The 12,159-nt window shown below is 66.5% G+C and carries 7 protein-coding genes; 1 reads left to right on the top strand and 6 read right to left on the bottom strand.

Features of this window, described 5'->3' with window-relative positions; all coding sequences use genetic code 11:
• Positions 1-1,704, bottom strand: coding sequence for a type I secretion system permease/ATPase (locus SCI24_RS09110; protein ID WP_318725095.1), 1,704 nt, complete (start codon positions 1,702-1,704; stop codon positions 1-3).
• A gap of 229 nt (positions 1,705-1,933) precedes the next feature.
• On the opposite strand from SCI24_RS09110, the gene SCI24_RS09105 reads away from it, so the two are divergent.
• On the top strand, positions 1,934-3,802 hold the full coding sequence (locus tag SCI24_RS09105) for a cellulose binding domain-containing protein (protein WP_318725094.1): 1,869 nt from the start codon (positions 1,934-1,936) through the stop codon (positions 3,800-3,802).
• Positions 3,803-3,884: 82 nt separating this feature from the next.
• Here the strand turns inward: SCI24_RS09105 and sucD are convergent, their stop codons facing one another.
• From sucD to SCI24_RS09080, 5 genes are all read right to left on the bottom strand, one after another.
• Positions 3,885-4,757, bottom strand: a complete 873-nt coding sequence (sucD, locus tag SCI24_RS09100; protein WP_133635189.1) for a succinate--CoA ligase subunit alpha — start codon at positions 4,755-4,757, stop codon at positions 3,885-3,887.
• The gene (gene sucC / locus SCI24_RS09095) at positions 4,757-5,923 is read right to left on the bottom strand and encodes an ADP-forming succinate--CoA ligase subunit beta (protein ID WP_106230157.1); all 1,167 of its coding nucleotides are present in this window, start codon (positions 5,921-5,923) and stop codon (positions 4,757-4,759) included. The genes sucD and sucC overlap by 1 nt, the downstream gene beginning before the upstream one ends.
• A gap of 139 nt (positions 5,924-6,062) precedes the next feature.
• On the bottom strand, positions 6,063-7,502 hold the full coding sequence (lpdA, locus tag SCI24_RS09090) for a dihydrolipoyl dehydrogenase (protein ID WP_318725093.1): 1,440 nt from the start codon (positions 7,500-7,502) through the stop codon (positions 6,063-6,065).
• 49 nt (positions 7,503-7,551) lie between these two features.
• The gene (odhB, locus tag SCI24_RS09085; protein ID WP_318725092.1) at positions 7,552-9,114 is read right to left on the bottom strand and encodes a 2-oxoglutarate dehydrogenase complex dihydrolipoyllysine-residue succinyltransferase; all 1,563 of its coding nucleotides are present in this window, start codon (positions 9,112-9,114) and stop codon (positions 7,552-7,554) included.
• A 41-nt stretch (positions 9,115-9,155) separates the two neighbouring features.
• Positions 9,156-11,984 carry a 2-oxoglutarate dehydrogenase E1 component gene (locus tag SCI24_RS09080; protein ID WP_318725091.1) on the bottom strand — a complete coding sequence of 943 codons (2,829 nt, stop codon included), beginning with the start codon at positions 11,982-11,984 and terminating at the stop codon, positions 9,156-9,158.
• Between the last annotated feature and the right edge of the window lie 175 nt (positions 11,985-12,159).

Below are 12,159 nucleotides of genomic sequence, written 5' to 3'. Positions count from 1 at the left end.
TCATGGGGCATCACTCGCCGGCGCTCGCTGACGCGCCGCGGCGAGACGCGCCAGTACCCGCTCCCTGTGACCATGGAGAACGACGCGACCGTCTTCGAGCACCAGCAGCGTGTCCACCTGGTGGAGTACCCCCGTGCGGTGGCTGATCACCACCAGGCTGACGCCCTCCGCCCGGAGCCGCTGCAGGCTTCGGGACAGGGCTCGCTCGCCCTCCAGGTCCAGGTTGGCATTGGGCTCGTCGAGCACCACCAGCACCGGGTCGCCATGCAGGGCCCGCGCCAGGCCGAGGCGCTGGCGCTGGCCGGTGGAGAGCTCGCTCCCCGTGGCCGAGAGCCGGGTGTCATAGCCATCGGATAGGCGCAGGACCGTCTCGTGCAGGCCGGCGCACCGGGCCGCCGCGATCACCCGCTCGGACCTGACCTCCCCGAACCGGGCGATGTTCTCGGCGATGGTGCCGTCGAAGAGCTCGATGTCCTGAGGCAGGTAGCCGATGTGGGGACCGAGCGCCTCGCGGTCCCAGCGGGCGATGTCGGCGCCATCCAGGCGTACGGTCCCCACCTGGGCGGGCCAGATGCCGAGCAGGACGCGCACCAGGGTCGACTTGCCCGAGGCGCTGGGCCCGATCACCCCGAGCTGCTCGCCCGGGGCGATGGAGAGGCTCACGCCTCGCAGTACCGGTTCCCGACTGCCCGGCGGAGCGGCGGTGACGGCCTCGGCCACCAGGCGGCCAGACGGTCTCGGCAAGGCCATCCGCTCCCCTTCCGGGTCGCCATCGGCCAGCAGCCTCCGGAGGCGATGGTAGGCTGACCGAGCATTCACCAGGTCGCGCCAGTGGGATGCCACCTGGTCCACCGGGGCCAGGGCACGTCCCATCAGGATGGAGGCCGCGATCATCATGCCGGGCGTGATCTGCTCATCGAGCACCAGCAGGGCCCCGAGACCCAGGATCAGGGACTGGAGGAGCAGCCGCAGCACGCGGGTCAGGCCGGAGAGGAGCCCCGCCCGGTCGCTGGCACGAGACTGGGCAGCCTGCCAGCGCCGCTGGTCGCCCCGCCAGCGCCGGCCGAGGGCGGGGCCCATTCCCATGCCATGCAGCACCTCGGCATGGCGCAGGCTGGTCTCCGCCCTGCCCCGCGCCATTGCCTGCTCGGCGCCGGCCGTCTGGAGCAGCCCGCGGGTGAGTCGCTCGGCAAGCAGGAGCAAGAGCAGCAACACGCTTCCCGAGAGCAGGGCGAAGGTGCCGAGCCAGGGATGGAACAGGAACAGCAAGGCCAGGTAGAGCGGCACCCAGAGGGTATCGAACAGCGCGACCAGACCGCCGCCGGCCAGCGCCTGTCGCAGGGCCGCGAGGTCATCGAGCGGCCAGGCAGTGGGCGCGGCCTGTCGCAGGGCGCGCGTCACCATGGTCTGGTGGAGCCCCTCGTCCAGTCGGGTCTCGAGTCGGTTACCCACCCGGACCAGCACCCGTGCCCGCACCCCCTCCAGCAAGCCCATCACCGTGAAGAGGAAGAGCACCGCCAGGGTCAGCAGCAGCAGCGTCTCGCGGCTCCCCGTGGTGATGACACGATCGTAGACCTGCAGCATGTAGAGCGCCGGGGTCAGCATCAGCAGGTTGATCATCAGGCTGAACCCGCCTACCCACAGCAGAGAGCTGCGACAGGCACGCAACACCCTTGCCAGGGCTGGTGGTGCTGGTCCCTTCATATGTCCTGGAGCATGAATTGACCATTAATCATTGTCTTTCGAAGCCAACATTTCTACATTAATGGGCGATAATACTTCAAACCTATCATGGATTTATTCACCGATTTTCATGCATTAACTGTTACTAATCAGCGACACAACTAGCTGATTACTGACGCCATGATCCTGTAATCGGCCAATACATTCGCAACACGAACCGTCTCAAAACTGCGACAAAATGGAGTCGACCATGGCCTCCACCTACGATATCGCTACCGACACCTCGGCCGAGGAGATCAACAACCTGATCCGTGATGCCGAGCCGGGATCGACCCTGAAATTCGCTGCCGGCAACCACCACCTCGACAATGCGCTGCGGGTCGAGCGCTCGGACATCGCCCTGGTGGGAGCCGGCTCCGGCGACACCACTCTGACCTTCAGCGACCGCGCCCTGGAGCGAAACGATGACCATGCCATCCACTTGGACGGTTTCCGCACTCGCTTCCAGGGCCAGCTCGAGGCCGGTCTCGACGAGGGGGACCGGCGCCTCTCGCTGGATCGCGACCATGGACTGGCGCCGGGTGACACCCTGAGGCTCTGGCAGGACAACGACGATGCCTTCTTCGATGCCATCGGCGATACTTCCTGGCGGCGGGTGGAGTATGCCGAGCTGCGCACCAGCATGGCCCGGGTCGAGGCCGTGGAGGGCAACGAGGTGGTGCTGGACCGCGGGGTGCACTTCGCCTTCGAGGCAGGCGAGACCCGGCTGGCCCGCCTGGACAGCGTCGATGACGTCAGGCTGGAGGGCTTCACCGTCAACTTCGAGCTGGGCGAGCCCGAGGCAGGGCAGTTCACCAACACCCGGGAGGCGCTGAGCGGCTATGATGCCGTGCTGCTGGAGGGCACCGTGGGCACGCAACTGGCCGACCTCGAGGTCCGCGATGGCCCCTCCACCGCCTTTCGCTTCTCCAAGACCCTGGACCCCGTGGCCGAGGAGATCACCGCCCAAGGCGCCTTCAACAAGGGCAGCGGCGGCAACGGCTATGCCGTGGAACTCCACGAGAGCTATGACGGCACCTTCACCGGTCTCGAGGATTCCGGCATGCGTCACGGCCTGACCTTCGCCTCCTGGCGCTCCTCGGTGGGCAACGACATCGAGGTGGCCTTCACCGATCGCGATATCAACTTCCACGGCGGCCAGGATCACGACAACCGCGTGCGGGTCGAGCAATCCATCCGCGACCCCGATACGGACGATCTCTCCCCCTCGCTGTGGATCAACCAGGGAGGCGAGAGTTTCGGCGCCATCACGGACGCCGAGGAGAACGAGGTGATCTTCGACTACCTGATCGGCTCCCGCCGCTCGGATGAGATCGAGGGGTCCGACGACGGCGTCTACCTGAATGGCGGCCCGGGCCACGACAGCCTCACCGGCGGTGCCGGCAATGACATCCTTCAGGGCGGCCCCGGCAACGACTGGTACGACGGCACCGACCTCCTCGATGGCGGCGCGGGGGTAGACACCGCCCGCTATACCGAGGACTACGACGACCACCAGGTGCTCATGGGCGACGGGGAGACCCTCATCCTCGGCCAGGGCAGCCAGGACACCCTGGTCGAGATGGAGTTCGCGGTGTTCGGGGACGGCACGACCCTGCACCTGGCCTCGGGCAATGCCTTCCGCGGCGAGCCGCTCGCGCGCCCCGAGCCGGATGCCGTGCTGGAGGGTGATAACCTGCTGCCGGGGGTGATCGATGAAGGCACCGAGCTGCTGGTCACGGGCAATACCACCAGCAGCTGGTCCTCGGGCTATGTGGCGGAGCTCTTCGTCCAGAACCTCTCCGACGAGGAGATCGTCGACCCTCGGGTACGCTTTGACCTGCCCGCCGAGATCGACACGGTGTGGAACGGTCACGTCGAGAGCTCCGACGGCGGCTATCGCGTGCGTGACGATGATCCCGGCACCCTGGAGCCCGGCGAGGCCTGGCGCTTCGCCTTCAAGGCCTACGGCGACGACCAGTCCCTGCCGGATACCCTGCAGGCCGAAGCCAATGGCAACGGCCTTCAGGTCCAGCTGCTGGGTATCGACGACAGCCCGGTCGAGGAGGTGATCGGCTGAGCCGAGATGTCGGCCGGCCACACGCGCGAAGAGGGCACCCGAAGGTGCCCTCTCGCGTTGCCGCCTGCTGTAGGTGAACGGCTTACCAGCCGGTCGCTTCCTTCAGCGCATCGCCGATCTCGGCCAGCGAACGAACGGTCTTCACGCCTGCGGCTTCCAGGGCGGCGAACTTCTCGTCCGCGGTGCCCTTGCCGCCGGCGATGATGGCACCGGCGTGGCCCATGCGCTTGCCGGGAGGCGCGGTGACGCCGGCGATGTAGGAGACCACCGGCTTGGAGACGTTGGCCTTGATGTAGGCCGCCGCCTCTTCCTCGGCAGTGCCGCCGATCTCGCCGATCATCACGATCGCCTCGGTGGCCGGATCCTTCTCGAACTGCTCGAGGATGTCGATGAAGTTGGAGCCCGGGATCGGGTCGCCGCCGATGCCCACGCAGGTGGACTGGCCGAAGCCGTGGTCGGTGGTCTGCTTGACGGCCTCATAGGTCAGGGTGCCGGAACGCGACACGATGCCGACCTTGCCCGGCTTGTGGATATGGCCCGGCATGATGCCGATCTTGCACTCGCCCGGGGTGATCACGCCGGGGCAGTTCGGGCCGATCAGGCGCACGCCCAACTCGTCGCACTTCACCTTGACGTCGAGCATGTCCAGGGTCGGGATGCCCTCGGTGATGCAGACGATCAGCTTGATGCCGGCGTTGGCCGCCTCGAGGATGGAGTCCTTGCAGAACGGGGCCGGCACGTAGATCACGCTCGCCTCGGCGCCGGTCTCGGCCACGGCTTCCTTGACGGTGTTGAACACCGGCAGGCCCAGGTGCTCCTGGCCGCCCTTGCCCGGGGTCACGCCGCCGACCATCTGGGTGCCGTAGGCGATCGCCTGCTCGGAGTGGAAGGTCCCCTGTCCGCCGGTGAAGCCCTGGCAGATGACCTTGGTGTTCTTGTCGATCAGGATGCTCATTACTTGCCCTCCGCTGCCTTGACGACCTGCTGAGCCGCATCGGTCAGGCTGGTAGCAGCGATGATGTTCAGACCGCTGGACGCCAGCTTCTCGGCACCCAGCTCGGCGTTGTTACCTTCCAGACGCACCACCACCGGCACGTTGACCCCGACCTGCTCGACGGCACCGATGATGCCCTCGGCGATCATGTCGCAGCGCACGATGCCGCCGAAGATGTTGACCAGCACGGCCTTCACGGAATCGTCGGAGAGGATGAGCTTGAAGGCCTCGGCCACGCGCTCCTTGGTGGCACCGCCGCCCACGTCGAGGAAGTTGGCCGGCTGACCACCGTTGAGCTTGATGATGTCCATGGTGCCCATGGCCAGGCCGGCGCCGTTGACCATGCAGCCGATGTTGCCTTCCAGGGCTACGTAGTTCAGCTCCCAGGCGGCCGCCTCGGCCTCGCGCTCGTCTTCCTGGGACGGGTCGCGCATCGCCTGCAGGTCCGGGTGGCGATAGAGGGCGTTGCCGTCCAGGTTGATCTTGGCGTCGAGGCAGTGGAGATTGCCCTCGTCGGTCACCACCAGCGGGTTGATCTCCAGCAGCGCCAGGTCCTTGTCGTGGAACAGCTTGGAGAGGCCCAGGAAGATCTTGGTGAACTGCTTGACCTGGTTGCCAGTGAGGCCCAGGGCGAAGGCCAGCTCACGTGCCTGGTAGGGCTGGGCGCCGACCAGCGGGTCGATCTCGGCCTTGAGGATCTTCTCGGGGGTCTCTTCCGCGACCTTCTCGATCTCCACGCCGCCCTCGGTGGAGGCCATGAACACCACGCGGCGGGTGCCACGATCGACCACCGCGCCCAGGTAGAGCTCGTTGGCGATGTCGGTGCAGGTCTCGACCAGGATCTTGGTGACCGGCTGACCGTTCTCGTCGGTCTGGAAGGTCACCAGGTTCTTGCCCAGCCAGGACTCGGCGAAGGCCTGGGCCTCCTCCGGGCTCTTGATCAGCTTGACGCCACCGGCCTTGCCGCGGCCACCGGCGTGGACCTGGGCCTTGACCACCCACTTGTCGCCACCGATCTTCTTGCAGGCCTCCGCGGCCTCCTCGGGGGTGTCGACGGCGAAGCCCTTGGAGACCGGCAGGCCATAGTCGGCAAACAGCTGCTTGCTCTGATACTCGTGAAGGTTCATCGATTCATGCCATTGGTTGCATGTGACTCGAACGATGACACGGCTCGCGGCCTCTGGGCAGCGGTCGCCGTGTCACCACCGTTCGCTTCCGATACTTGGCCGGAAGCGATGCGCCACCTGCCGGTGGCGCTTGTTGTCCTTACTTCTTCTTCTTGCGGTTGGCCATGTGGATGGCATGGCCCTCCACCGCCAGGGCGGCCTCGTGCACCGCCTCCGACATGGTCGGGTGGGCGTAGCAGGTCAGCGCCAGGTCCTCGGCGCTGGAGCCGAACTCCAGGGCGATCACGCCCTGGGCGATCATCTCGCCGGCGTGCTGGCCGACGATATGCATGCCCAGCACGCGGTCGGTCTCGGCATCGGCGATGATCTTGGCCTGACCCTCGGTGGCGTTGTTGGCCATGGCGCGGCCGCTGGCGGCGAACGGGAAGGCACCCGTCTTGACCTCGATGCCCTTGGCCTTGGCCTCCTGCTCGGTCAGGCCCACCCAGGCCACTTCCGGGAAGGTGTAGATGACGTTGGGGATGGCGTCGTAGTTCATCTCGGCCTTGTGGCCGGCGATGATGTCCGCGACCATGATGCCTTCCTCGGAGGCCTTGTGCGCGAGCATCGGGCCGCGCACGCAGTCGCCGATGGCGTAGACGCTCGGCACGCTGGTGCGGCACTGGTCGTCGACGTGGATGAAGCCGCGCTCGTCAGTCTCAATGCCCACGCCTTCGGCAATCACGCCCTTGGTGTAGGGCTTGCGGCCGACGCAGACGATCAGCTTGTCGAAGGTCATCTCCTGCTCGCCCTTGGCGTCGGTGTACTTGACGACCACCTCCTCGCCCTTGACCTCGGAGCCGGTGACCCGCGCGCCCAGCTTGATGTCCAGGCCCTGCTTCTTGAGCAGCTTCTGGGTCTCCTTGGCGATGGCCCCGTCGACCATCGGCAGGAAGTCATCCATGGCCTCGAGCACGGTGACCTCGCTGCCCAGGCGGTTCCAGACGCTGCCGAGCTCCAGGCCGATGATGCCGGCACCGATCACGCCCAGGCGCTTGGGCGTCTCCTGGAACTCCAGGGCGCCGGTGGAATCGACCACCAGACCTTCCTTCAGCGGGGTCGGCGGGATCTCCACCGGCACGGAGCCGGCCGCGACGACGATGTTGTCGGCGTCATAGGTGGTGGCCTTGCCGTCCTGGTCGGTCACCTCGACCTGCTTGGAGGAGACCACCTTGCCGGTGCCTTCGATGGCCGTGACGCCGTTGGCCTTGAACAGACCGGAGATGCCGCCGGTCAGGTTCTTCACGATCTTGTCCTTGCGGGCCATCATCTTCTTGACGTCCATGTTGACGTCACCCGCCTCGATGCCCATGTCGGCGAAGTCGTGCTTGGCCTCGACGAACTTGTGGGAGGCCTCGAGCAGCGCCTTGGACGGGATGCAGCCCACGTTCAGGCAGGTGCCGCCGTGGACGACCTTGCCTTCCTTGCCGATCCACTTCTCGACACAGGCGACCTTCAGCCCCATCTGGGCGGCGCGGATGGCGGAGACGTAGCCGCCGGGGCCCGCACCGATCACGATCACATCAAACTTGTCAGCCATGTTGGCTCCTTCGTTGCTTGTCGCTGAAGAACGTAGTGGGTCCCGCGGCTCAGATGTCCAGCAGCAGGCGTGCCGGATCCTCGAGCAGCTCCTTGATGGTGACCAGGAACTGTACCGCATCCTTGCCGTCGATCATGCGGTGATCGTAGGAGACCGCCAGGTACATCATCGGGCGGATCTCGACCTTGCCGTTCACCGCCATGGGGCGCTCCTGGATCTTGTGCATGCCCAGGATCGCGGTCTGCGGCGGGTTGAGGATCGGCGTGGACATCAGCGAGCCGAAGATGCCGCCGTTGGTGATGGTGAAGGTACCACCCTGCATCTCGTCGATGCCGAGCTTGCCGTCACGGGCCCGCTTGCCGAAGTCGACGATGCCCTTCTCGACGTCGGCGATCTTCATGCTGTCGGTGTCGCGCAGCACCGGCACCACCAGGCCACGGTCGGTGGAGACGGCGACACCGATGTCCTGATAGCCGTGGTAGACGATGTCGGTGCCGTCGATGGAGGCGTTGACGTCCGGGAAGCGCTTGAGGGCCTCGCTGGCCGCCTTGACGAAGAAGCCCATGAAGCCGAGCTTGACGTCGTGGGCCTTGAGGAAGGTGTCCTTGTACTGGGCGCGCAGGTCCATCACCGCGCCCATGTCCACCTCGTTGTAGGTGGTGAGCATGGCAGCGGTCTGCTGGGCCTGGACCAGGCGCTTGGCGATGGTCTGGCGCAGGCGGCTCATCGGCACGCGCTTCTCGGGGCGCTCGCCCTCCACGGCCGGGGCCGCGGCGGCGGCGGCCTGGGCACCACCGGCCGGCTTGGCCGCCTTCTTCGCGGAGCCTGCCTTCACGGCCTTCTGCACATCCTCCTTGAGGATGCGGCCGCCCTTGCCGGAGCCCTCGATGGCATTGACGTCGAGGTCATGCTCGGCGACCAGCTTGCGCGCGGCCGGGGCGAGGATCTTGTCGCCCACCTTCTCGTCGCTCGCGCCGTCGTCGGCGGAGGCAGGAGCCTTCTCCTCGCTGAGCGCGGCAGCAGCGCCGCCGGCGCCTTCGCTGAAGGTCGCCAGCACCTGCTCGGAGGTGACCTGGCTGCCCTCCTCGGCCTTGATCTCGGCGAGCGCCCCGTCGGCCGGGGCGACGACCTCAAGCACCACCTTGTCGGTCTCGATCTCGGCCAGCACCTCGTCGCGCTTGACCGCCTCACCGACCTGCTTGTTCCAGCTGGCCACGGTGCCTTCCTGGATCGACTCGGGGAAGGTCGGCGCCTTGACCTCGTGGGTCTTGCCGCCGGCCGCCGGCTTGGCCTCTGCGTCGTCCTTCTTCTCCGCCTTGGCATCGTCCTTCTTCTCGGCCTTCTCGGCCGCCGGCTTGTCGCCGCCCTCGGCCTTGCCCTCGCCGATCCGGCCCAGCACCTGCTCGGACTCCACGGTGTCGCCCTCTTCCACCAGCACCTCGCTGAGGGTGCCGGCCTCGGGGGCCACGACCTCGAGCACCACCTTGTCGGTCTCGATCTCGACGATCAGCTCGTCACGCTCGACGCTGTCGCCGGGCTTCTTGTGCCAGGCCGCCACGCTGCCCTCGGCGACGGATTCCGGAAAGGTGGGTGCCTTGATATCGGTAGCCATGTCGTATCCCTTGTCTGTTCTCTCTCGTCCCGGTGGGCGCCTCAGAGGTTGAAGGCGTCTTCCACCAGCTGGCGCTGCTGTTCGGTATGCACGGACATGTAGCCCGCCGCGGGTGCCGCGGATGCCGGGCGACCGGCGAACTTGAGCTTGCCGCCCAGGCCGTCACGCAGCATGTCGGCCACGGCCCGCATGTGGTGCTGGCTCGAATACCAGGCGCCCTGGTTGAGCGGCTCCTCCTGGCACCACACCACGTCGGTGACGTTGGTGTAGTCCTTGATGGCCTCCAGCAGCTCCTCCTTGGGGAAGGGGTAGAGCTGCTCGATGCGCAGGATCGCCACGTCGTCGCGGGCGTTCTCCTCGCGCCAGTTGGCCAGGTCATAGTAGACCTTGCCGGCGCAGAGGATGATGCGCTCGACCTTTCCGGCCTCGAGTTTGCCCTGGTCGGGGAGCACCATCTGGAAGCCGCCATGGGCCAGCTCCTCGAGGCTCGAGGTCGCCGACTTGTGGCGCAGCAGGCTCTTGGGCGACATCACCACCAGGGGCTTTCTCAGCGGGCGGATCACCTGGCGGCGCAGCAGGTGGAAGATCTGCGCCGGGGTGGTCGGCACGCAGACCTGCATGTTGTGCTCGGCGCACAGCTGCAGGAAGCGCTCGAGGCGCGCGGAGGAGTGCTCCGGGCCCTGCCCCTCGTAGCCGTGGGGCAGCAGCATGGTCAGGCCACACAGGCGCTCCCACTTGGTCTCGCCGGAGGAGATGAACTGATCGACCACCACCTGGGCGCCGTTGAAGAAGTCGCCGAACTGGGCTTCCCAGACGATCAGCGCGTTGGGCATGGTCGTGGCGTAGCCGTACTCGAACGCCAGCACCGCCTCTTCCGAGAGGAAGGAGTCGTGGATGGTAAAGCGCGGCTGGCCGTCGGCCATGTGCTGAAGCGGCACGTAGGCGCTGCCGTCCTTCTGGTTGTGCACCACCGCATGGCGGTGGGAGAAGGTGCCGCGCCCCACGTCCTGGCCGGTGATGCGCACCGGATGGCCCTGGTCGAGCAGGGTGGCATAGGCCAGGGTCTCGGCGAAGCCCCAGTTGACCGCCAGGCCACCGGCCTGCATCTTGCGCCGGTCGTCGTAGATCTTGGACACCTGGCGCTGCACCTCGACCCCGTCGGGAATCTCGCACATCCTGCCGGCGAGACGCTGCAGGCGTTTCATGTCCACGGTGGTGTCGGCATGGCCGGTCCACTCATGGCCGAGGTAGGGGGTCCAGTCGACGAACAGCGACTTGTTGGGCTCCTGCACCAGGGCGTTGGCCACATGGTTGCCGGCCATCAGGTCGTCGCGGTACTTCTCCATCATCGCCTTGGCGTCGTCGTCGCTGATCAGCCCCTCGCCGACCAGCCGCTCGATGTAGCGGGCTCGCGATGACGGGTGTTCCCTGATCTTGCTGTACATCATCGGCTGGGTGCCGGAGGGTTCGTCGGCCTCGTTGTGGCCGCGGCGGCGGTAGCACACCAGGTCGATGACCACGTCGCGATTGAACTGCTGGCGATAGTCCAGCGCCACCTGGGTGGCATGCAGCACGGCGTCGGGGTCGTCGCCGTTGACGTGGAAGATGGGCGCCTGGACCATCTTGGCGATGTCGGTGCAGTACTCGGTGGAGCGCGAGTCCTGGGGGTGCGAGGTGGTGAAGCCCACCTGGTTGTTGATGACGATGTGCACCGTGCCGCCGGTCTTGTAGGCACGGGTCTGGGACATCTGGAAGGTCTCCATGACCACGCCCTGTCCGGCGAAGGCCGCGTCGCCGTGGACGTTGATCGGCAGCACCTTGTTGCCGACCGGGTCGTCACGACGATCCTGGCGGGCCCGCACCGAACCCTCGACCACCGGGGCGACGATCTCCAGGTGGGAGGGGTTGAACGACAGCGCCAGGTGCACCTCGCCGCCCGGCGTCATGACGTTGGAGCTGAAGCCCTGGTGGTACTTGACGTCACCCGAGCCGCGCTCGATGACCTTCTTGCCGTCAAACTCGTCGATCAGGTCCGAGGGGTTCTTGCCGAGGATGTTGACCAGCAGGTTGAGGCGGCCGCGGTGGGCCATGCCGATCACCACTTCCTTGGTGCCATAGCCGCCGGCGCGCTGGATGAGCTCGTCCATCATCGGGATGAAGGCTTCGCCGCCCTCGAGGCCGAAGCGCTTGGTGCCCGGGTACTTGGAGGCCAGGTAGCTCTCCAGGCCCTCGGCGGCCGTCAGCCGCTCCAGCACGTGCTTGCGCACCTCGGGGCTGAACCTGGGCGCCGAGCGCACCGACTCGAAGCGCTGCTGCAGCCAGCGCTTCTCCTCGGTGTCGACGATATGCATGATCTCGCAGCCGATGGAGCGGCAGTAGGTCTGCTCCAGGGCGCTGACGATCTCCTTGAGCGGCGCCTTGTCCATGCCCAGGAAGAAGGAGCCGGTCTGGAACTCGGTATCCAGGTCGGCCTTCGAGAGCTGATGGAAGGAGAGGTCGAGATCGGGGACGGGAGTGGGGCTGCGCAGGCCGAGCGGGTCGATGTCGGCCTTCTGGTGCCCGCGGAAGCGGTAGGCGTTGATCAGCTGGAGAACCTTGACCTGCTTCTTGTTCTCGCCACTGTCGACAACGGCCTGGGCAGTACGCCGGTGCTGGCCCAACTGGTAGAACTGCTCGCGGATCGGGGAGAGCGGAACGTCATGGCTGGCCCCGCCCTCGGGTCGCGGCAACTGGTCGAAGTACTGGCGCCATTCGTCGGGAACGGCGGAGGGATCATCGAGGTACTGTTCGTAGAGCGCTTCCACATAGTGGGCATTGCCGCCACTCACGTGGGAGGAGCGCCACATCAACTCCATTATGCCTTGTTGCATCTCTTGGTCACCCTGCACTGATGGGGTGGTATCGGCGCCGACACGACTCGACCGCATCGACATCGGTGGTGCCCTGCCGGAGGAAGGGCATCCTGAATTCCATGGTCAAGAGCCGGTGCCCAGGGCACCGGCTCTATGCATCATGCTCCGCACCGGACTCGGCTGCGACCTCTCG

Source organism: Halomonas sp., from assembly GCF_033549285.1.
Lineage (GTDB): Bacteria > Pseudomonadota > Gammaproteobacteria > Pseudomonadales > Halomonadaceae > Halomonas.
Note: the sequence above shows the minus strand (reverse complement) of the source record. Positions and strands in the feature narration are given on the sequence as shown.

Excerpts from the sequence above, each read along its gene's own strand:
- lpdA (WP_318725093.1), bottom strand. The coding sequence starts at position 7,502 with ATGGCTGACAAGTTTGATGTGATCGTGATCGGTGCGGGCCCCGGCGGC.
- SCI24_RS09105 (WP_318725094.1), top strand. The coding sequence starts at position 1,934 with ATGGCCTCCACCTACGATATCGCTACCGACACCTCGGCCGAGGAGATC.
- SCI24_RS09080 (WP_318725091.1), bottom strand. The coding sequence starts at position 11,984 with ATGCAACAAGGCATAATGGAGTTGATGTGGCGCTCCTCCCACGTGAGT.
- sucD (WP_133635189.1), bottom strand. The coding sequence starts at position 4,757 with ATGAGCATCCTGATCGACAAGAACACCAAGGTCATCTGCCAGGGCTTC.
- odhB (WP_318725092.1), bottom strand. The coding sequence starts at position 9,114 with ATGGCTACCGATATCAAGGCACCCACCTTTCCGGAATCCGTCGCCGAG.
- sucC (WP_106230157.1), bottom strand. The coding sequence starts at position 5,923 with ATGAACCTTCACGAGTATCAGAGCAAGCAGCTGTTTGCCGACTATGGC.
- SCI24_RS09110 (WP_318725095.1), bottom strand. The coding sequence starts at position 1,704 with ATGAAGGGACCAGCACCACCAGCCCTGGCAAGGGTGTTGCGTGCCTGT.